This window comes from Bifidobacterium sp. ESL1130 (genome assembly GCF_058507935.1).
In genome coordinates this window covers 1,158,430-1,180,437 of record NZ_CP196379.1, presented here as the reverse complement: position 1 = coordinate 1,180,437, position 22,008 = coordinate 1,158,430, and the positions used below count along the sequence as shown (strand labels likewise).

Annotated in this window: 17 protein-coding genes and 1 pseudogene; 17 read left to right on the top strand and 1 reads right to left on the bottom strand. The window is 55.9% G+C overall.

Annotated features, from left to right (window positions below):
* Window positions 1–148 precede the first annotated feature (148 nt).
* Window positions 149–1,960, top strand: a pseudogene (locus ACSYSO_RS04625) (AMP-dependent synthetase/ligase); the annotation flags it as partial.
* An 88-nt stretch (window positions 1,961–2,048) separates the two neighbouring features.
* Window positions 2,049–2,531 carry a peptide deformylase gene (def, locus tag ACSYSO_RS04620; RefSeq protein WP_491701587.1) on the top strand — a complete coding sequence of 161 codons (483 nt, stop codon included), beginning with the start codon at window positions 2,049–2,051 and terminating at the stop codon, window positions 2,529–2,531.
* 24 nt (window positions 2,532–2,555) lie between these two features.
* Here the strand turns inward: def and ACSYSO_RS04615 are convergent, their stop codons facing one another.
* Complete coding sequence (locus tag ACSYSO_RS04615; protein WP_491701586.1) at window positions 2,556–3,581, bottom strand: LacI family DNA-binding transcriptional regulator; 1,026 nt, start codon at window positions 3,579–3,581, stop codon at window positions 2,556–2,558.
* A 236-nt stretch (window positions 3,582–3,817) separates the two neighbouring features.
* Between ACSYSO_RS04615 and ACSYSO_RS04610 the strand changes: the two genes are divergently transcribed.
* The 15 genes from ACSYSO_RS04610 to trpA all read left to right on the top strand — a co-directional run bounded on the left by ACSYSO_RS04610 (window position 3,818) and on the right by trpA (window position 21,999).
* The gene (locus tag ACSYSO_RS04610; protein ID WP_491701585.1) at window positions 3,818–5,209 is read left to right on the top strand and encodes an extracellular solute-binding protein; all 1,392 of its coding nucleotides are present in this window, start codon (window positions 3,818–3,820) and stop codon (window positions 5,207–5,209) included.
* An 85-nt stretch (window positions 5,210–5,294) separates the two neighbouring features.
* A complete protein-coding gene (locus ACSYSO_RS04605) occupies window positions 5,295–6,185 on the top strand; it encodes a carbohydrate ABC transporter permease (protein WP_491701584.1) in 891 nt (296 codons plus the stop codon).
* Window positions 6,182–7,006, top strand: coding sequence for a carbohydrate ABC transporter permease (locus ACSYSO_RS04600; RefSeq protein WP_491701583.1), 825 nt, complete (start codon window positions 6,182–6,184; stop codon window positions 7,004–7,006). The genes ACSYSO_RS04605 and ACSYSO_RS04600 overlap by 4 nt, the downstream gene beginning before the upstream one ends.
* 95 nt (window positions 7,007–7,101) lie before the next feature.
* The gene (locus tag ACSYSO_RS04595) at window positions 7,102–9,612 is read left to right on the top strand and encodes a glycoside hydrolase family 31 protein (protein ID WP_491702067.1); all 2,511 of its coding nucleotides are present in this window, start codon (window positions 7,102–7,104) and stop codon (window positions 9,610–9,612) included.
* A 269-nt stretch (window positions 9,613–9,881) separates the two neighbouring features.
* Window positions 9,882–10,712 (top strand): 30S ribosomal protein S2, encoded by an 831-nt coding sequence (gene rpsB, locus ACSYSO_RS04590; RefSeq protein WP_489798222.1) that lies wholly within the window; start codon window positions 9,882–9,884, stop codon window positions 10,710–10,712.
* A gap of 97 nt (window positions 10,713–10,809) precedes the next feature.
* Window positions 10,810–11,667 (top strand): translation elongation factor Ts, encoded by an 858-nt coding sequence (gene tsf / locus ACSYSO_RS04585; protein ID WP_489798224.1) that lies wholly within the window; start codon window positions 10,810–10,812, stop codon window positions 11,665–11,667.
* Between the two features lie 215 nt (window positions 11,668–11,882).
* Complete coding sequence (gene pyrH, locus ACSYSO_RS04580) at window positions 11,883–12,629, top strand: UMP kinase (protein ID WP_489798225.1); 747 nt, start codon at window positions 11,883–11,885, stop codon at window positions 12,627–12,629.
* A gap of 125 nt (window positions 12,630–12,754) precedes the next feature.
* Entirely contained in the window at window positions 12,755–13,309 is a 555-nt protein-coding gene (gene frr, locus ACSYSO_RS04575; RefSeq protein ID WP_491701582.1) for a ribosome recycling factor, read from the top strand.
* A gap of 30 nt (window positions 13,310–13,339) precedes the next feature.
* Window positions 13,340–14,356: a phosphatidate cytidylyltransferase gene (locus tag ACSYSO_RS04570; protein ID WP_489798229.1), complete on the top strand. Its 1,017-nt coding sequence runs from the start codon at window positions 13,340–13,342 to the stop codon at window positions 14,354–14,356.
* Between the two features lie 177 nt (window positions 14,357–14,533).
* On the top strand, window positions 14,534–15,709 hold the full coding sequence (gene rlmN, locus ACSYSO_RS04565; protein WP_489798501.1) for a dual-specificity RNA methyltransferase RlmN: 1,176 nt from the start codon (window positions 14,534–14,536) through the stop codon (window positions 15,707–15,709).
* Between the two features lie 216 nt (window positions 15,710–15,925).
* Complete coding sequence (hisF, locus tag ACSYSO_RS04560; protein WP_489798230.1) at window positions 15,926–16,696, top strand: imidazole glycerol phosphate synthase subunit HisF; 771 nt, start codon at window positions 15,926–15,928, stop codon at window positions 16,694–16,696.
* Between the two features lie 86 nt (window positions 16,697–16,782).
* Window positions 16,783–17,163: a phosphoribosyl-AMP cyclohydrolase gene (hisI, locus tag ACSYSO_RS04555; protein WP_491702066.1), complete on the top strand. Its 381-nt coding sequence runs from the start codon at window positions 16,783–16,785 to the stop codon at window positions 17,161–17,163.
* A gap of 106 nt (window positions 17,164–17,269) precedes the next feature.
* Entirely contained in the window at window positions 17,270–18,844 is a 1,575-nt protein-coding gene (gene trpE, locus ACSYSO_RS04550; RefSeq protein ID WP_491701581.1) for an anthranilate synthase component I, read from the top strand.
* Between the two features lie 72 nt (window positions 18,845–18,916).
* Entirely contained in the window at window positions 18,917–21,052 is a 2,136-nt protein-coding gene (locus ACSYSO_RS04545) for a bifunctional indole-3-glycerol phosphate synthase/tryptophan synthase subunit beta (protein WP_491701580.1), read from the top strand.
* A complete protein-coding gene (trpA, locus tag ACSYSO_RS04540) occupies window positions 21,049–21,999 on the top strand; it encodes a tryptophan synthase subunit alpha (RefSeq protein ID WP_491701579.1) in 951 nt (316 codons plus the stop codon). The genes ACSYSO_RS04545 and trpA overlap by 4 nt, the downstream gene beginning before the upstream one ends.
* The last annotated feature ends 9 nt before the right edge of the window (window positions 22,000–22,008 follow it).

Genomic DNA, 22,008 nt, shown 5'->3' with positions numbered 1-22,008 from the left:
ACAAATGATATATACATACTGTGACATAAATAACACATGATAGATTCCGTATGAAATGAGCCGCTTATAAATGGGTAGGCATAGTTTCATGACTGATGCAACCTTACGCAACCGTAACTTTGGCCTGACGCTCAGGTATAGTGGCAGCATGCTCAGAGAATTTAAATTGGATCCGGTCAGTAAGACAACCGAGAAGGACACTATCTTCTCGCTGCTGTCGCGACGCGCCGAGCGCGACCCTGAAGGTCTTATCGCCCAATGGCAGGATACCAAGGCATACAATTGGCACGATGTCACTGCGGAGCAGATGCTCGAGCGTGTGCGAGCCGTGGCCAAAGGCATGATGAGCCTGGGCGTGTCCAGCGGCTCCATGGTGGTCATTTACGCATCCACATCCTACGAGTGGGGAGTGGTTGATTTTGCATGCGCCGCGATTGGTGCAGTGAGTGTGCCGGTCTACGAGACCGATTCCGCCCAGCAGACCGGCTCCATCGTCAGCGCTGTCAAGCCGGTCATCGCCTTCGCCGGCGACTATGCACATGCCCAGACGCTCGAGGACCTGCGCCAGCGGCAGGAAGGCCTCGAATACGTGTTCAACATGGGGGAGGGTGGCCTCGACGCCGTAGTCGATTTCGGCCGCTCGGTGAGCGACGCTCAGCTCGACCAAGCCATCGACCGTGTCAGTGCCGATGACGTGGCCACCATCGTCTACACGTCAGGATCCACCGGTGCTCCTAAAGGCGCAATGCTCTCGCACCGCAACTTCATGGTCATCGTGTTCATCGGTTGGGTTGTGCTCAAAGACATGCTCTACAATCCCAGCCGCCTGCTGCTCTTCCTACCGCTGGCGCACTGCTTCGCGCGCTACATCCAGTACGTTGCCATCGGATCCCAAGGCGTGGTTGGGTACACGTCAAGCACTAAGCGTCTGCTGCCCGACCTGCGCAGCTTCAAGCCCACGTACCTGCTCGGTGTGCCGCGTGTGTTCGAGAAGGTTTATAACGCCGCATCACAGAAGGCCGGGGCCGGACTGAAAGGCAAGGTATTCGCAGCAGCGTTCGACCATTTCAACCAGTGGTCGCGCGACGAGCAGGAAGGCCGCAAGCACAGCCTCAAAGCCAAGGCGATGCACGGCTTCTATATGAAGACCGTTGGCGACACCGTACGTTCTGCCATGGGACCGAACCTCAAGTACTTGGCTTGTGGCGGTGCCCCCATGAACGCCGATTTGGCGCACTTCTTCAACGGCATTGACGGAGTCACCTTCATCCAAGGCTACGGCATGACGGAAACTGCCGCGCCGTGCATCGTCAACTTCGAAGATTTCAACAAGGTCGGGGCGGTCGGCCGTCCCGGCAGCGGCATTGCCATCAAACTGGCGGACGACGACGAGCTGATGATCAAGGGCGAAAGCGTGTTCCTTGGCTACTACCAGCAGCCCGAACTCACTGCTGAAGTGCTGGGGGACGACGGCTGGCTCAAGACCGGCGACATCGCCCAGATTGACGACGATGGCTTCGTCTACATCACCGGCCGCAAGAAGGACATCATCATCACTGCAGGCGGCAAGAACATCAGCCCGGCTCCCATGGAAGACACCATCGGATCGTGCCCCATCGTGGCACACGCCGTGGTCGTGGGTGATGGCAAGCCGTTCGTCTCAGCGCTCATCGAACTGGAGCCGGAGATGCTGCGCTCGTGGTTGCGAGGTCATGGCTTGGATGAGCGCATGCCGATGAGTGAGGTTGTGGAGAACGATGCGGTGCGCGCCTGCGTGCAGCAGTATGTAGACCAGGCCAACAGCAAGGTTTCTCGGGCCGAGTCGGTGCGCAAGTTTGTGATTCTCGACAGCGAGTTCACGCAAGATGCCGGCACGCTGACACCGAGCATGAAAGTGGTACGTCCCGCCGTGCTGAAGCAGTGTGCTGATGTGATCGAGCATCAACTGTACGCGCCGAAAACCGCACACGCGCAGTAGCTGGTAAGGTTGGCGGAAGCTGATGTTGCGTTCAGCCAAGCCTCGTCAAGACTTCTAAGGAGTAAGTGAATTGTCGTTACGTGAAATTCGAGTTGTCCCTGATCCGGTGCTGCGCACCCCATGCGACCCGGTGCGTACCATTACGCCGCAGGTGCATCGCCTGGTGCAGGATTTGCTCGACACGGTGGACGATCCCGGCCGTGCAGGCCTTTCTGCCAACCAGATTGGTGTAGGCCTGCGTGTGTTCTCGTACAATATCGAAGGCAAACTGGGGTATGTGATCAACCCGGTGCTTGAGGAGACCAGTGGCGAGCAGTACGGCGAGGAAGGATGCCTGTCGGTGCCGAACCTGTGGTACAAGACTCGGCGTGCCGACTATGCCCGTGTGCGTGGCATCAACCTGGATGGCAAGACCATCGTGGTGGAAGGCCGTGGCATCATGGGGCGCATGCTCCAGCACGAGACCGACCATCTTGATGGCCACGTCTACCTCGACCGGCTGGAAAAAGAGGAGCGCCGCGAGGCCATGCGCCAGCTTCGCAATAACCAATAAGCAACAAATAAGCAGGGCTGTATTTTAGCGATGGGGCCTGCCTGTGGATGCGCGTATAACGAGCTGAATCGGGGCTGTCTCGTGACGGTGACTTATGCTTTTGCCTTCAATGAGTCTCAGGGTTTTCGTTGCAGCCGCTTCGGCCATGTCTCGCGGCCGTTGACGAATGGTTGTCAGGCCGACTTCCTTGGCGAATTGGCTGTCGTCAAATCCGACGATGGAGACATCTTCGGGAACGGAGAATCCATGCCGTGGAAGTGTTGAGAAAAAGGGGATAGCTGGTTCGTCGTCGAGGAAGCAGATTGCCGTGGGGGAGTCGCCGTCGCGCATGAGTTCGGTGAGTGCCGTGTCGAATTCGGAGTTTGCGCTGTATCTGATGGAGGTGCCGTGCAGTCCCAGTGTGGCGCACATGTTGCTGAAAGCACGAGGACGAGCAGCCGAACTGTAGTTCAGGTTCGTCAGAAAAGCAGGATAGAGGTACAGCAGGTTACGGTGCCCCAGTTTTGCCAAATGACGTACAAGCATGTTGACACCCAAAACATCATCGATGTTGATTGATGCCGTGAGGCCTTCGCGCGAAGAGGGATTGATGCCGACAATGGGTACTTTGATGGAACGCAAACGTTGTATCTCGGTGCTGTTGGTGTCGAACGAGGAGATGACGACGGCATCGACGTTGCCGCGTACAGGTAATTCTGCAAAAAACTTCTGCCGCTCGGCGGTGTTGGCTATTGGATAGATGGCCAGGTCGTATCCCGCCTTACTGAACACTGAGTTCAAGCCTTCTATGATGTGTGCGGTGAACCAAGTGATTTCGCTGCTCCCGATGAGTAGCGCCACACGGTAAGAGTGCCCTGATTTCAAGATTCCAGGTGTGCGCGAGATGGAGAAGTCGAGCTTTTCCGCGGTTTCCAGCACTGAGGAGAGAGTCTTGGGCGAGAGCTTATCGGGGTGAGAGAACGCACGGGACACTGTTGCGGTCGAGACGCCAGCCTGTTCGGCGACGTCGGAGATACTCGTCTTGCGTTGACGGCTATGTGTGTTCTCCATGGATGCTGCTCCTTGTTTGTCGAGCATATAGTACCCCTAAATGCTGTTGCGTGTAAAATCACTATGCAACGGTTTACATGTAACGACACGCCACGTTATTAAAAGCAAATATGTATTTTCGAGTGGAATGTAAAGCTTTTCAAGATAAAACGTTTACATTTGCAATATACGAATTTGCCTCATCCCTGAAATCAGTAGTAATTTGGAGGCTACATACTTTTACAAGGAGGTAATGGATGAATATTCGTAAGTTCGCTTCAACAGCGGTTGCAACCGTGTGCATTTTGGCGACTGCGGCATGCGGTGGCTCAGGCAGCGGTGCGTCAGGTACCACAGACACCAAAGCCGATAAAGGTATGAAGACCATCGGCACGGCTGTGAAGTACGACCCGAACCACTTGGTCAACAATGGAAAGCCGATTACTCTTGAATACTGGTCATGGGGAACCAAAACCACCGACCCGGTCTTCAAGATGATCAACGAGTACGAGAAGATCTACCCGAACGTAAAGTTCACCACGAAGAACGTGCCATGGGCTGATTATTGGACCAAATTGCCGCTTGCCTTGCAGGGCAAGAACGGGCCGGCGCTGTTCAACATTCACAATTCCTATGATTCGCTGGTGCAGCCTTACGCCGCAAACTACGACATCCCCACCAAAGACCTGGAAAAGGACTACAGCACTGCCAATGTGCATGAGGATGCCAACGGCAAGGTAAAGTATATCGATTCTGTGCTGGCAACGGGTAGCATCTACTATAACAAGAAGCTTTGGTCTGCTGCCGGTCTTACCGATGCCGACTATCCAAAGACATGGGATCAGTTCATTCAGGTGGCGAAGAAGCTTACCAAGAGCGACGGCGACAAGATGACCCAAGCCGGTTTCAACATCAACGGTGAAGCGTACAAAGCCATTTTCCAAGGGCTCAACTATCAAAAGGGCGAGCTGCTGTTCGACAAGGACGGTACAAAAGCCAACTTCGACAATGCGACCACTGCCGAGAACATGCAGTTCCTCAAGGATCTTTATGACAAAGACAAGATTGGATCCATCAATTTCGGCAATGATTACATCGCAAGCTTCGGTCAGGGTCAGAGTGCCATGGTGTACGCTTGGGGCAGCATTCAAGGCACGCTGAAAGACAAATATCCCGACATCGAATATGGTGCCTTCCCAACTCCGACATTCGACGACAAGGTGCCTTTCGCATACGACCGCTACAACGGCGAATCCACGCCTGGTGTCAATTCTCGCCAGTCCAAAGAGCAGCAGGCCGTAGCTCAGGACTTCATCAAGTATATTCTCGCCAACGATGATTACATCCGCTCCGCATCCGATCTGCTCAACGGTTTCCCCGCAAAGGTGAGCGTGCAGGACGACGCAAAGATTCTTGCTCAGCCCGGTATGCCGGGAGTGAAGGATCGTCTCGATCGTCTGATCTGGCCGGGACCCGCCCCTGCGACTGTGGAGAACACCGGCATCAAGACCTTCGAGAACGTGTTCCAGAAGGACATGCCCATTGACCAGGCGCTCAAGACTGGTCAGAAACAGATGGATGAGGACATGAAGAGTTCAAAGTTCCAATCCAAGGAAAGCAAATACGTTCATTTCGATGAGCACAAGTAGGCCATGATTGAGCGTTGGTGTGGTGGTCTTGGCAATCAGCTTCGAGACCGCCACACCATCATTGTGCAGATGTAAAGGAGCATGGATGGAAGTGGAAAAGAAGCATTTGGGAGCGTCGCTCGGGCGCATATTTTCGATGCGCAATGTAGCTGTCGTATTCTTTGTGGTGTACTTCGCTATATTCCTGATTTACCCGATTTTCAAGGCGTTTGCAGGCAGCCTGCACGACTGGAACCCACTGGTTGGGCAGTATGACTGGGTGGGGTTTGCCAATTTTAAGCAGATTCTGGGCGATAAACTGTTCTGGAATTCACTGCTCAATACTGCGGTCTTCGTGCTTGCCGCCACTGTATTTCGCGTACTTATCGGTCTGGCTTTGGCTCTGCTGCTCAGCTCGAAGCTCATCAAGTTCAAGGATACGCTCCGTGGCCTGTTTTACATGCCCACCATCACTCCTCTCATTGCTGTGAGTTTTGTATGGATGTGGATGTTCGATCCGCAATTCGGCATGATCGACAAGGTTACCGGTCTCAATATCAACTGGTTGCACGACACTAAATTTGCCATGCCTGCAATCATCCTAATGACCATCTGGAAAGATTTTGGTTATGCGGTGGTTCTGTATCTGGCCGGTATCATGAATCTGCCCGATGACGTTTACGAGGCCGCGCAGATTGACGGCGCCAAACCAAGCCAGATCATGTTCAAGATTACGATACCTCTGCTGAAGCCGACTACCTTGTTCATCATCATTACATCGTTGATCAGCTATCTGCAAGCCTATATCCAGATCATGGTCATGACCAAGGGCGGACCGGGAACGTCCACGTACACCATTAGCTACCTGATTTACGATCAGGCATTCCAGAAATACAACTTCGGCGTAGCCTCAGCGATGAGCGTGGTGTTGTTCATCTTCACTGCAATCCTGACCTGGCTCATGTTCAAGGTGTCGGGCGAGGAGGACATGTCATGACGAAAACAAGAAAAATTGGGGGATGGGTTGCCACCGCGCTGCTGTTCATCATCGCGCTCATCACCATTGTTCCGTTCCTGTGGATGTTCATCTCCTCCTTCGCTCCCAACAGCGAGATCGTGAAAGTCGGAGGCAGTATATTCCCCATGCCCTCGACGTTGGACAATTACGTAGGGATTCAGAACAAGTTTGACTTTCTGAGATTGTTCGGCAACTCGCTCTTCGTCTCGGTAGTAAAGACCGTAATCATGATCTACACCAGTGCTGTGCTGGGGTATGTGTTCGCCAAGATGAAGTTCCGCGGGCGCAACCTGCTGTTCGGTATTGTGCTGGGAACGATGATGGTGCCGTGGGCTGTGACCATCATTCCCCAGTACGACATGATGACCAAAGCCGGATTGCAGGATTCCTATTGGTCATTGATTCTGCCTGGCATGATCAGCGCCTTTGGTGTGTTCCAATTCCGCCAAGCGATTTCGGGTATCTCCGACGAACTCATAGAGGCGGCCAAGCTTGACGGTGCAGGAGATTGGAAGATTTTCCATAGCATCATATTGCCTATGAGCCGCAACACGGTCGCATCTCTTGCCATCTTCCAATTCCTATGGAACTGGGAAGATTACCTGTGGCCGTTCCTCATGATCACCAGCGATAAGAAGCAGCTGCTTTCTGTCGGTTTGCAGTCGTTCAATGGGCAATACGGTACGGATTACGGTGGATTGTTCGCCGCGACCTCCTTGGCGATTATTCCGGTTCTGCTGGTGTACCTTATTTTCCAAAAACAGTTCATTTCGGGTATCTCAGCTGGAAGTGAAAAGTAGACCATCAAGGTCACATGGTTGGTGGTGCAGAAGGTCTCGGCTTTCTGCACCACGTATATGTGCTTATCAGTGAAGGGGTAGAAGTGCGTTCAACAATCGAAGGGGAATCACGTTCGGGCGTGGCAAGTTCCGTGGTTCGGGAACATAATATATTACAAGGGAAGCAATGGAGGATAACGTTCCTCACCGAGTCGCTCTTTCGTTATGAATGGTCGGATTCTGGTGTATTCGAGGATAAACCCACCTCACTCGCCAAGAACCGGAACTTTGCGGGAGCAGTGGATTTCAGTGTTGAAGAGCGTAGTGGATGGCTCAGCATTCGAACTGAGCATCTTCGCGTCAGCTACAATCGTCAGGCTCCCAGCAAGGAGGGCTTCAGCGTTGTTGTTGCCGGGGTGAGTAACAGTCAGGCCAATACCTGGCACTATGGGGATCGCCCCAGCGGCAACCTCGGAGGTACCGCTCGTACGCTGGATGAAGCCGACGGTGCCATCGCCATTGAATCCGGCGTGATCTCGCGTGACGGTTGGTCGGTACTCGATGATTCAGAGAGCATGATTTTCTCTGACGATGATGTAATGATTCACCCACGCGATCATGCCGAGACTGATCTGTACTTCTTCGGGTATGGTCATCGTTATATAGAGGCGATACGGGATTTCTACAGGCTTTCGGGGAACACCCCGCTCCTGCCGCGGTTTGCCATGGGCAACTGGTGGAGCCGGTTCTATCCATACACACAAGATGAATATATAGATCTTATGGATCGCTTTGATGCGCAAGGTATTCCCTTCACTGTCTCGGTCATAGACATGGATTGGCACCTCACCGACATCGATGCCAAATATGGTTCCGGGTGGACGGGATATACATGGAATGATGCACTGTTTCCTGACCACGTGCAGTTCCTTAACGAAGTGCACCGCAGAGGCTTGCGCACCACCCTCAACGTGCATCCCCGCGATGGCATCAGGGCTTTTGAAAAACCTTACGTTGCCGCCGCCGAGGTGATGGGGGATGACATTGCAGCCGGAGAAGACATCGAGTTCGATTTAACCAGCCCGCGCTTTGTAGAAGCCTATATGGGCATGCATCACGACTTGGAGCGCGAGGGTGTTGATTTCTGGTGGATTGACTGGCAACAGGGTGGTGTGACTCGGCAGCCGGGGCTTGATCCTCTGTGGGCATTGAACCGTCTGCACTACCATGATGCCAAGGATCAAGGCTGCACCCCGCTCATCTTCTCACGCTATGCAGGGCCCGGCTCCCATCGTTATCCGGTCGGTTTTTCCGGAGACACCATCATTTCATGGAAATCCTTGAGATTCCAGCCCTACTTCACCGCAACTGCCTCCAATATCGGGTACGGTTGGTGGAGTCACGATATTGGTGGGCATATGTTGGGCTACCGGGATGATGTGTTGGAGGCTCGCTGGTATCAGCTTGGTGTGTTCAGTCCGATCAGCCGTCTGCATTCCAGTGCCTCTGCTTTCAGCGGCAAAGAACCGTGGAATTTCTCTTCGCAAGTTCGCGAATCCATGACTCAAGCCTTGCGGCTGCGGCACAGGATGATTCCATATCTGTATTCCATGAATTACCGTGCCTCGTTGGAGGGGCGGCCGATTGTCGAACCGATGTATTGGCAGTCTTCCGAGATTGCCGCGGCATATGAGGTTCCTGACGAGTTCAGGTTTGGCACGCAGCTGCTGGTCGCCCCTGTGGTCACTCCCGACGATGCTGCTGCTCAAGCAGGGGCGACGGACGTATGGTTCCCCGAGGGACGTTGGTTTGACTGCTTTGACGGCAGGCAATACCATGCGCAGGGCGAGCATGGTGCATCGATGCGCGTGTGGCGCACCATCGATCGCATTCCGGTGTTTGCTCCTGCTGGCGGCATTGTTCCGATGCAGCGTCTGGAACATTGCGACCAAGAGCATAACGCCCGCAAACGTATCAACGACATCAGCAATCCGGAAGAGCTGGACATCATGGTATTTCCTGCCGCGGCAGGATCGTTCACTCTATGTGAAGACGGTGGAGAGCCCGGGATCGATGTTGCCCGCACATGTTTAAGCTTGGGCGTTCCGCAAGTCGCGGAGGGCGTGGGAAGCTTCGTCATCGCCCCTGTCGAAGGCGAGGTGCGTTCGGTGCCGGGTTGCAGGACGTGGAATATCACGGTGCGCGGAGTGGGCAGACCCCAAGATCCGTGCCGGATTTCGGTTGGCGGTGTCGCTGCGGCTTGTGATGCGGCATACGATGAGCGGACGTTGAGCTATACCGTAACGGTTCGCAATGTCGATGTGATGCAGCGAGTGGTGGTTGATTTTCCTGCGGACATGCGTGTGGCGGAGAACCCGGTGCAAGAGGATGCATATGAAGTGCTGCTTCGGGCGCAGATGCCGTTCGAAGTCAAGGACAAGGCATTTGCAGCCGTCAAGAGGCTTGGGGTCGGTGCCCTGTCCACGTTGCAGGCGTTGACCGAACCAAGTGGGACACCCAAGACCGCAACGCATGTGGGCAAGGGCGCCGATGGTTCACTCGGTGTCATGCCCATGACCGTCTTCTCGGAACTTATGGAGATTATGACGCGTACTGATGAATCCTGAGGAGGTTCGACAGGCAACGTGCGTGGCGCATGTTCGATGTGCTCGGATGTACACTCGACGCACAACCATATATGCCGTCTGTGGTATTCTTGCACCCGTATGCGCCAACGGTTTCAACGACTGTCACGAGTCAGAGAAACCACCCATATGTAACCTACCCGGCGCATAACAACGCGTCATGCTCGTGATGACCTGTGTCGGTCGGTTCTCTTCGGAGTGCTGCACGCAGTGTTGCATGGCCAGGCAAGAACCGACAGAAAGGTATTATCATGGCTCAAATCACTATGAGCGAAATGCTGAAGGCTGGCCTTCACTTTGGTCACCAGACCCGTCGCTGGAACCCCAAGATGAAGCAGTACATCCTGACTTCCCGCAACGGCATCCACATCATCAACCTGTTCAAGTCGCTCGACATGATCGACACTGCCTACGATTTCATCAAGACCACTGTGGCGCACAACGGCTCGGTGCTTTTCGTGGGTACCAAGAAGCAGGCTCAGGAAGCAGTAGCGGCTCAGGCCACTCGCGTCAACATGCCGTATGTGTCCGAGCGTTGGCTCGGTGGCATGCTCACCAACTTCCAGACCGTCTCCAAGCGCGTTGCGCGCCTGAAGGAGCTCGAGGAGATGGACTTCTCCGATGTGCGTGGATCTGGTCTCACCAAGAAGGAGCTGCTGCTCCTCGAGCGTGAGAAGAACAAGCTGGAGAAGCAGCTGGGCGGTATTCGCAACATGAACCGCACGCCTTCGGCAATGTTCGTGGTGGACATCAGCAAGGAGTCGCTGGCTGTCGAGGAAGCTCACAAGCTGGGCATCCCGGTCGTGGCCGTGGTCGACACGAACACTGATCCCGACACCGTTGACTACCCGATTCCGGCCAATGACGACGCCATCCGTGGCATCGAGCTGCTGACCAGCCTCATGGCAGACGCCGTGGCTGAAGGTCTGCTCGAGCGTTCGGGCAAGGCTGCGAAGACCGACGACAAGGCCGAACAGCCGATGGCCGCTTGGGAAAAGGATCTCCTCGCCGACAAGGCTGAGGGTGAAGCCGCCCCGGCCGCAGAGGGTGACGCCAAGGTGGAAGAGTCTGAGGCCAAGTAACCAGCGTATGGGCGAGTCCCATACACCAGCGTTTGCCGGCACATGGTGCCTTCGGGTGCCCGCCGGCAAACAATACTGATTCTGATAAGGAGACATGATGGCAGCAATCACAGCAGCTTTGATCAAGCAAGTACGTGACGAGACCGGCGCCGGCATGATGGACGTCAAGAAGGCGCTCACCGAAGCCGAGGGTGACGTGGCTCGTGCCAAGGAAATCATTCGTGCCACCGGCATTCAGGCCGCAGGCAAGCGCGAAGGCCGCAGTGCTCAGGAAGGCACCATTGCCTCCCGCGTGGTCGACAACGGCAACGGCCAGATCGGTTACGCCGTTGAGCTGAACTCGGAGACCGACTTTGTGGCCAAGACCCCGAAGTTCGTTGACTTCGCCGACAGTGTGCTTACCAACGCCATTGCGGCGGATGCATCCAACGTTGACGAGGTACTCGCCGCAAAGTCTGACGACGGCACGGTGAAGGCAAGCGTCGAAGAAGCGGCAGCGCTCTTCGGCGAGCATGTCAAGGTCGGTCAGGTCGCCAAGATTGAGGGCGACAAGGTCGAAATCTACGCGCACAAGAAGTCCGCCGAGATGCCGCCGAGCATCGTGGCCATCGTGGCCACCGATGAGGCTGGTGCTGCCGTGGCTCACGAGGCTGCGCTGCAGATCTCCGCCATGGGTGCCAAGTGGCTTTCTCGCGAGGACGTACCGGCCGATGTGGTCGAGTCCGAACGTCGCGTGGCCACTGAAAAGTCACAGGCTGAGGGCAAGCCCGAGCAGATCATCCCCAAGATCGTGGAAGGCCGTATGAACGCCTTCTACAAGGACAACGTGCTGCTTGAGCAGGCGTATGTCAAGGATGGATCCAAGTCCGTCGGCGATCTGTTCAAGGAAGTCGGCGGCAAGCTGACATCCTTCGCTCGCATCGAGGTCGGCAAGGGCGAGGCAGAAGCTGAGTAAGCTCTGTTGTGTGGTGCGCTGCATAATGTGAGTGAAAGCTTGATAGTGCGCAGCGCGATATGTACGGGAAGCGGTACTCTTCGGAGTGCCGCTTTTCGCATAGTTGGAACGATTTGCCGCGCCCGCACTCATGCCGTGTATCGGTGTTCTCTGTCGGAACGAACCGGTATTCTTATCGGAGCATTATAGGCGCACATCGACAGGAAGGTCGCGAGATGGGCAACGGGCGCGAGAACGAACCGAGACGGGTATTACTTAAGCTTTCAGGTGAGGCGTTCGGCGCCGGAAAAGTCGGCGTTGACACCCAAGTGGTTCGTAGAGTCGCCCAAGAGATTCATCAAGCGGTGGAGCAGGGCGTGCAGGTGGCCATTGTGGTCGGCGGCGGTAACTTCTTCAGAGGAGCCGAACTGCAGCAAGCCGGTATTGAGCGTACACGCGGCGATTACATGGGCATGCTGGGCACAGTGATGAACTGCTTGGCGTTGCAGGACTTCCTCGAGCAGGAGGGGCAGGCCACTCGCGTACAGACCGCCATCACCATGGGGCAGGTCGCAGAACCGTACATTCCGCTGAAAGCCATCCGCCACTTGGAAAAAGGTCGCGTCGTCATCTTCGGAGCAGGTGCAGGTATGCCATACTTCTCCACCGACACAGTCTCCATCCAGCGTTCCCTTGAGATTCACTGCAACGCGGTGCTGATGGGCAAGAACGGTGTGGATGGCGTGTATACCGCAGACCCTCGCAAAGACAGCAACGCCAAGCGTTTCACCAAACTGAGCTATAAGCGTGCCATCGTTGACAATTTGGCAGTTATGGACGCTGCGGCGCTTTCCATGGCGCGAGACAATGATCAGCGTATTCGAGTGTTCGGGCTCGAAGAGAGCGGCAATGTCACACGAGCGCTGGTGGGAGAGCCGATCGGCACGCTGGTGTCCAACGAAGAGTCGGAACTTGCGGAATAAACTAGATTTATAGATATAATAAATATATGCATAAATAGTAAGTAATCGTGGTGTTGCATCTTGCAGCGCCATCAAAGACGTTCCGGGCGCACGGCGTTCGCAGACATAGATATTAAGGAGAACCCATGGCAAGCATGGTAGATCAGGCCAAGGCACAGATGGAGAAGTCGGTGGAGGCCACCAAGGAGAACTTCGCAGGCATCCGCACCGGGCGAGCCAACCCGGCATTGCTGAACGGATTGATGGTGGACTATTATGGCGCCCCCACACCGATTAAGGCTGTGGCATCCATCGGTGTGCCCGAGCCTCGCACGCTTTCCGTCACGCCGTTTGATGGCTCGCAGGCAGGTGCGGTAGAGAAGGCCATTCGTGATTCTGATTTGGGTGTCAGCCCTCGTCGTGACGGCAACGTCATTCACGTCACCATGCCGGAGCTGACTGAAGACCGACGCAAGGAATATGTCAAGCTCGCCAAGACCAAGGCTGAGGATGGCAAGGTAGCGGTGCGCAATATCCGCCGTAAGACCAAGGAAACCATCGACAAGTCTGTCAAAGACGGCGACATGGGCGAGGACGAGGGCGATCGCTTGCTTAAGGATCTGGACAAGGTTACCAAGCAGATCAGCGATTCCATCGACCAGCTGCTCGATTCGAAGCAGCAGGAGATTATGGAAGTCTGATTCGCTGGGTGGAGTGGAAGCTATAAGGAAATGTCCCAAGTGAACGAGTCAGGACAGAACAGTTCGGCTGCCAGGGATCGTACTGGCGGTAGTGTTGAAACCGCGGTTGAGGGAATCAACGAGAAGGCTGGGCGGAATATGCCTCAGGCGGTGCTCACCGCTGTGGTGCTTATCGCCATCATCGTCGCTTGTTTGCTGGTGCGCATTGACCTTTTCGTGCTGCTCATCATCGTATTCATGACGCTCGGTCTGTGGGAATTGCGTGTTGATCTGGCAGTGCTGGGGCTTCACATTCCGGTAGTAGTGCTGTGGGTGTGCTCGGCGGGTACGTTGCTTGCCACCTACTACGTGCCCGATCATGTGCTGGGTGCGGTCTCAGGTGTGATGGTTACGCTGTTGGCCACCGTAATCGCAGCTTCGCGACCACGTCGTGTGGGGCAACGTCTGGCTAAAGCAGTTGCCGGCAAGTCACGTTCCGGAGATGCTACGAATACTGCCGCGACTGATTCGTACACAACTCACACACAGGCCTCGGCTGGAGTGCTGAGTAATGTGTCGGTTTCCGCTTTCATTGTGCTGTATATCACCGCGCTGGCCTCCTGCATTATCCTCCCGCTGACATATAACGGTCACCCGGTGGCGCATGCGATTATGCTGATTTTCCTACCGGCTCTGAGCGACACCGGCGGTCTGTTCGCCGGCGCTTGGCTTGGCAAGCATAAACTGTCCCCGCGAATCTCCCCGCATAAGTCCGTCGAAGGGTTGATCGGCTCCATTGTGTTCGCCATGGTGGGTGCTTTTGCCGTGTTTGCTTTTACATACCCGGCGCAGTGGGCGCAGCGCTGGTGGGTGCCGGTGCTGATCGGGGTGATGGTCGGCGTGGTAGGCACGTTCGGAGACCTGTGTGCTTCCATGCTCAAGCGTGATATGGGTATCAAAGACATGGGCCATCTGCTCAAGGGGCACGGCGGGGTCATTGACCGCGTCGACTCGATTCTGCTGTGCGCTCCGTTCCTTGCACTGCTGCTGTGGTGCGTTGGCATGTAGTTATTCATGCTACGGCTTGGCCGTCTTGTTGTTCAATGAGCAATCGCTTGTCGACGACCGTTGCCGAACTCAATACATCGTACGATAACATTCGTTTATTTCTGTGATGGGATTACTGTGACTGATTCACTGGCACATAACGCTTCATGCAAGCAAAGAACCAAGGCGGGCGAGCATATCACCGGTCATTCGGATGAGCCGGAAACCGGTATCACCCAAGGGGGTACCAAAGGCGCGTTCCGCGACGTGCTGGCCAAGAACCATGCTCGGCGCGGCAAACCTCCCGTGCATTTCGTAGACATGACCGAGGAAGAACGTGTAGAGACCGCACAGCGTCTCGGCCTGCCGAAGTTCCGTGTCAAGCAGCTCGCCAACCATTATTTCAGCCACTTCGATACCGAGGCGGAAAGCTTCACTGACTTTCCCGCCTCGAAGCGAGAGGAAGCCAAACAGGCCTTCTTCCCGACGCTCATCACCGAGGTGACCCGTCAAGTTGCCGATGAGGGCATGACGGTGAAAACGCTGTGGGAACTGTTCGACGGCTCACGTATCGAATCAGTGCTCATGCGCTATCCGAACCGCGCCACGCTGTGCATCTCCAGCCAGGTGGGCTGTGGCATGGATTGCCCATTCTGCGCTACCGGGCGTCTGGGACTGACACGCAATATGTCGGCCGGCGAGATTCTTGAACAGGTGCGCGTGGCGGCCAAAGCCATGGCCGAGGGAGACATTGCCGGCGGACCTGGGCGTTTGAGCAACGTGGTGTTCATGGGCATGGGCGAGCCGATGGGCAACTATAAGGCGGTCATGAAAGCCGTGCGGCAGATCAGCGCCGCCGCCCCAGAGGGCTTTGGTATTTCGGCACGCAACATCACGGTTTCCACTGTGGGAGTGGTGCCCGGCATCAAGAAACTGACGCAGGAGGGCATTCCGTTGCGCTTGGCAGTGTCGCTGCACGCTCCAAGTGACAAGCTGCGCGACGAGCTGGTACCGATGAACCAACGGTTTGACACCACAAAAGTACTTGATGCCGCCCATGATTACTATTTGGCGTCAAAGAGGCGTGTAAGCATCGAATATGCGCTCATGCGCGGTATCAACGACCAGGCCGAGCATGCGGAACTGCTGGCCAAGCGTTTGAACCACTACGGCGACAATTGGGCGCACGTCAACCCTATTCCGCTCAACCCGATCGAAGGTTCCAAATGGACAGCGTCCAAGCCTGAGGATGAGCAGCGGTTCCTCGATATTCTGCATCAACGGGGCATTACCGCTACCTTGAGAGACACACGCGGTTCCGATATAGACGGTGCATGTGGTCAGCTCGCCGCCAAAACCATTCACGTAGCATAAACAGTAGTAATGCTTGACGCAGCTCCGTTGGCCTGTGTGTGGGAAACTGCATAGTTCGTCATGCCGTGCGATGGATGTTGGAATATTCTCCCAAAGACCAATCTTCCGGTGTTGTGTAAGCCATGCGTCTGGCATGTGAAACGCATGGCATGAATGCAACCTCGATGGCATATACTGGATAGCGTATTTTCGAGCGAGCGCAAACCGGAGAACATCATGACAGTAGCAGTGCGTGTCATTCCTTGCCTGGACGTCGACGACGGCCGCGTGGTCAAAGGCGTTCACTTTGAGCATCTACGCGATGCCGGAGATCCGGTGGAGCTTGCCTCGCGCTATTACGAGGAGGGCGCCGACGAACTTACGTTCCTCGATGTGACCGCCTCCAGCAGCAAGCGAAGAACGATGTTCGACGTAGTGGAGCGCACCGCTGGTCAGCTTTTCATCCCGCTCACTGTTGGTGGCGGCGTGCGCAGTAGCGAAGATGTGGATGCATTATTGCGCTGCGGAGCCGACAAGGTGAGTGTGAACACCGCTGCCATCAATCATCCCGAGCTTATCAGCGATGTGGCTCGTCGGTTTGGCAACCAAGTGCTGGTACTGTCTGTGGATGCCCGTCGTGAGCGTGGGGAGCAACGTACCGAGTCGGGGTTCGAGGTGACCACTATGGGCGGTCGCCAGTCCACAGGCATTGATGCAGTGCAATGGGCTCGTAAAGCACAGGAGCTTGGTGTGGGCGAGATTCTGCTGAATTCCATGGACGCCGACGGCACGCAGGATGGTTTTGATATCCCGATGATTTCGGCTGTTCGCCGCGCTGTGACGGTGCCGCTCATTGCCAGCGGTGGAGCCGGCAAGCTGGAGGATTTTCCGCCTGCCATTGAGGCTGGTGCCGATGCGGTGTTAGCGGCCTCGGTGTTTCACTATGGCAAGTTGACTATTGGGCAGGTCAAACAAACGTTGCGTGCGCATGGGCATACGGTTCGCTGACCGGCAATATCGCCGCGCGGTGGATCGAAGGCATATGAACTACAGGGAGCGAAGGAGCAATAGTGGGTGAAGAGCAGACTGGGCAGGTGCTTGTCGGCGGTGGCAATCGACTCGATGAGTCAATCGCTTCGCGACTCAAGCGTGACAGTGCGGGCTTGGTCGCTGCCGTTGTTCAGCAGTACGACTCGCGAGAGGTGCTGATGGTGGGCTACATGAATGATGAGGCGTTGCGCCGTACGTTATCCAGTGGTCGTGTCACGTTCTGGTCCCGTTCTCGTCAGGAGTATTGGCGCAAGGGAGATACGTCCGGGCATGCGCAGTACGTTAAACGTGTCTCTTTGGACTGTGACGGTGACGCGCTGTTGATTGAGGTCGATCAGGTCGGTGCAGCGTGCCACACCGGTGCGCGATCGTGTTTTGTGGCCGGGGGAGAACTTCCTGCTATGGTTGGAGAGAGACAGGATTAAAACACTATATATGCATCAAAATCTATGAAATTTCTTAAATCAGTTTCATTTTGTGGATGTAATAAGGTACCATGTATGAACAAGAGAAATTTATGAGGAGGGGAATATGAACGATTGCAGCGTTGCACACCTTGAATGGGGCGGCACATGGCCCTCGCGGGAAGAGTTTCATGACTTGGCCGAGCAGAAGTATCGTATCGTACCGGTGGTGCGTAAGTTACTTGCAGATTCGCTCACACCGGTGGGTCTGTATGAGAGGCTTGGTCAAGGGCACAGCGGTTCGTTCATCCTCGAATCTGCAGATGTAGCGGGAACGTGGAACCGGTACAGTTTTATCGGTGTGCGTTCCATCGCGCAATTACGCTCGAACAGCGGTCAAGCGCACTGGCTAGGCGAGGTGCCACTAGGGGTGCCGCAGCATGGCGACGCTGTGGACGTGGCCAAGCGGACATTAGATATACTGACCTCACCCAAGATAGAGGGATTGCCGAATTTGACTGGAGGACTGGTCGGTTCGGTGGGATGGGATGCCATGCGCCACTGGGAGCCGGCTACTGCCGGTGATGCACCAGATGAGACCAGTCAGCCGGAGCTTGCACTGGCGTTGGCTACCGATATGGCGGTGGTCGATCACGCCACAGGCACATTGTGGCTCATTGCCAACGCGGTCAATTTTGACAATCAGTCTACGCGGGAGAGTGAGGCATATCAGGATGCGTTGCACCGTCTGGACGACATGCAGCGTTTAGCTGCCACGCCTGCATGCGGTGAGGCGCAGGTCAATGTACTTGATTCTTCCGTGCCACAGCCACAACTGGAGTTCCGCACCGAGCGGGACGAATTCGAGCGTCAGGTGGAAGAGGCCAAACGCCATGTGGTAGATGGCGATGTGTTCCAAGTGGTGATTTCGCAACGATTGGAAGTGGATTCTCCGGCCGATCCGTTCGACGTATACCGGGTGTTGCGCACCATCAACCCCAGCCCTTACATGTATTTCTTTGCCCTTACCGCAGTGGACGGCAGTGTGTTCAACATTGTCGGATCCAGCCCCGAGACGCTCGTCAAAGTAGAGGACCGTGAGGTGATGACATTCCCCATTGCCGGATCTCGCCCTCGTGGCGCTACGGTGGAAGAGGACGAGCGGCTTGTCGAAGAACTGCTTGCCGATGACAAGGAACGCAGCGAGCATATTATGCTCGTGGACTTGTCCCGCAACGATCTGAGCCGTGTGTGCGAACCAAGTAGTGTGGCTGTGGTGTCTCTGATGGACGTTGAGCGGTTCAGCAACATTACCCATCTATGCTCCACTGTTACCGGTACGCTGCGCGATGAGGTGAATGCATTCTCCGCATTCATGTCGGCGTTCCCTGCAGGCACTCTTTCCGGAGCGCCGAAGACTCGTGCCGTGCAGATCATTGACGAGTTGGAACCTGCCGACCGGGGTATTTATGGCGGCACCATAGGATACTTCGATTTTGCCGGGAATATGGATATGGCCATCGCCATTCGTACGGCATTTCTGCGTAACCATCGGGCATACGTACAGTCCGGAGCCGGTATCGTGCTGGATTCGGTACCGGCGTCGGAATGGCAGGAAAGCCGAAACAAAGCAGCGGCGAGTGTCAAAGCGATACAAGTCGCGGCACAGTTGCGCACTGTGGAATCGACACCGCACGCATAATGCCGCATTGTGGTCATTGCCCTACTTCGGGCGGCGGTTGAGGCTATGCTGAGAGCCAAGAAGGAGGCAGCTATGTCAGTACTCGACGAATTGACGGCAGGAGCCGTTGAAGACATGCACGAACGTGAACAGCACACTCCGCTGGAAACGTTACAACAGCTGGCGCATCAGGCGCCGGCACCTATCGATGCCGCGCGATGGCTCCGCCGCAACGACGGTATCCCCGTCATCGCCGAGATCAAGCGTGCCTCGCCTTCCAAAGGCCATTTGGGAGACATTCCCGATCCGGCCGCACTGGCAAAAGAGTATGAGCGTGGTGGAGCCTCGGCTATTTCAGTGCTCACCGAAGGTCGCAAATTCCTCGGATCGCTTGAAGACTTTGATCAGGTGCGTGCCGCCGTGCATATTCCCGTGTTGCGCAAAGACTTCATTACCACCGAATATCAAGTATGGGAATCTCGCGCCCACGGCGCCGACATGATTCTGCTCATCGTTGCCGCACTGGACGATGAGACACTGCGTGAACTGCTGCAATTGGCACAACATTTGGGTATGACCGTACTGGTAGAAGCCCACACTCGGGAAGAGATTGAGCGAGCGGTGGCTGCCGGTGCGGATGTCATAGGCATCAATGCGCGCAATCTCAAGGATTTGAGCGTTGACGTTGGCAAGTACACCGAACTGGCCGAAAATCTCCCCGATAATGTTATTAAAGTAGCGGAGTCTGGCGTATTCGGAAGTGTGGAGCTCGAGGATTATGCGCGTGCCGGGGCCGATGCCGTACTGGTTGGAGAGGGAGTTGCCACCGCCCAAGACCACACGCTTGCAGTGGAACATCTGGTCGCTGCCGGAGCCAAGGTCAAAGCATCGCAATCCATGCCATTGAGCAAGCACGAGGGACCCTACTTCGGTCGGTTTGGTGGCCGTTACGTGCCTGAGGCGCTTATCGGAGCACTCGACGAGCTGAGCGAAACCTATGAGCAGGCTCGGCACGACTCGGCATTCCAAAATGAGTTTGCACGCCTGAGCCGACAGTATGTAGGCCGGCCCTCGCCGCTTACCGAAGCGCCAAGATTCGCTGCACGTCTGAACGAGCGTACCGGAATCAACGCGCGTGTGTTCCTCAAACGTGAAGACTTGAATCACACCGGTGCTCACAAGATCAACAATGCGCTGGGTCAGGCGCTGCTCGTCAAGCGTATGGGCAAAACTCGTGTTATTGCCGAGACCGGAGCCGGACAGCATGGCGTGGCCACCGCGACGGTGTGCGCCATGTTCGGTCTGAAATGCCGCATCTACATGGGGCAGATCGATGCAAGACGCCAGGCTCTCAACGTGGCCCGTATGCGCATGCTGGGCGCCGAAGTGGTCGAGGTGACACAAGGCACCAAGATTTTGAAGGATGCCATCAATGAAGCGCTGCGCGACTGGGTGACCAACGTGGAGGATACTCACTACCTGCTCGGCACTGTGGCAGGGCCGCATCCCTTCCCGTCGATGGTGCGAGATTTCCAGAAAATCATCGGAGAAGAAGCGCAACGCCAGTTGAACGACGACTTCGGCATTGACCACCCAGACGCCATCTGCGCCTGTGTGGGAGGAGGGTCGAACGCCATCGGTGTGATGAACGCTTTCCTCGATGACGAGCGAGTACGCTTGTACGGTTTCGAGGCCGGTGGGCATGGACCTCAATCCGGTGAACATGCCATTCGACTGACTCCAGGCACCGGTCAGCTCGGTCTCTTCCAGGGGACGAAATCCTATCTGCTGGAAAACAGCGAAGGGCAGACCCTCGACACCTACTCCATCTCCGCAGGGCTTGACTACGCATCGGTCGGACCGGAACACGCATGGCTCAAGGAAATCGGTCGCGTCAACTATATGTGGGCCACCGACGATGAAGCCATGAGCGCGTTCAAAGACCTGTGCGAGACCGAAGGCATCATTCCGGCCATCGAGTCCTCTCACGCCGTAGCCGGTGCGTATAAAGCCGCGGCAGACCTGAAGGCCAGGGGGCAGCAGGACCCCAACATCATCATCAACATCTCAGGGCGAGGAGACAAGGACGTGGCCACGGCCGGCAAGTGGTTCGGTTTCCTTACCGATGAACAAAGCCGTGCGTTGGACGCCAATGCGGCCGAGGGAACCTCCGTGTCGCAGGAAAGCGTTCATGAGCAGCCAGACACCCACACTGAAGGGAGCCGATGATCGCGATGATCAATGCAACTTCAACACGCAATACCGCACCCTCTGGTGAGCAATCCACAGGTGTCTCAACGCAAGGCTCCGGTGACGCTTGTTCGCAGGCACCTCAGCCACTCGGCTTTTCCAAGCGTACGAGCGCAACCGCTGCATGCATCGACCAGTGCCTCAACGACGGCCGCCCAGCGTTCATCGGCTATCTGCCCTATGGATTCCCGGATCCGCAGGTCTCGGTGACCGCGTGCGAGACTCTGGCTCGCCATGGTGCCGACATCGTGGAAATCGGTCTGCCGTACACTGACCCGGTGATGGATGGTCCTGTCATTCAAACCGCGTCCAGGGTGGCACTCGAGGCCGGCGAGCGCATAGCCGATGTGTTCAGAGCTGTGGAAGCGGTGGCGAACACCGGCAAGATACCGGTAATTATGGGCTATTGGAATCTCATCTTCCATTATGGCGTCGAACGTTTCGCCGCGGACTTCGAGAATGCCGGGGGAGCTGGGCTGGTCACCCCTGATCTGATCCCTGACGAAGCCGGTGACTGGTTCGAGTCTTCGGAGCGCCATGGTCTGGATCGCATTTTCCTTGTTTCTCCGGACTCCAGCGATGAGAGGCTGCGCACGGTGGCACGTAACCATCGTGGCTTCGTCTATGCCGCATCTCGTATGGGCGTGACCGGCGAGCGTGCCTCGTTGTCGTCAACTCCAGAGCAACTTGTGGCTCGTGTGCGTCAGGCCGGGGCGCAGCACGTGTGTGTTGGTATCGGAGTTTCCAATGCCGAGCAGGCATCCACTGTTGGAGCTTATGCTGACGGTGTAATCGTGGGTTCCGCTCTCGTGCATACCTTGCTAGACGAGTCTGCCACCAAGCCCCTTGATTCAGCCACAGGTTTGCGCGCGTTGGCGGCAAAGACCGAGGAATTGGCGCAAGGCGTGGCGCGGGCACGACGGTAACGTCTTCCT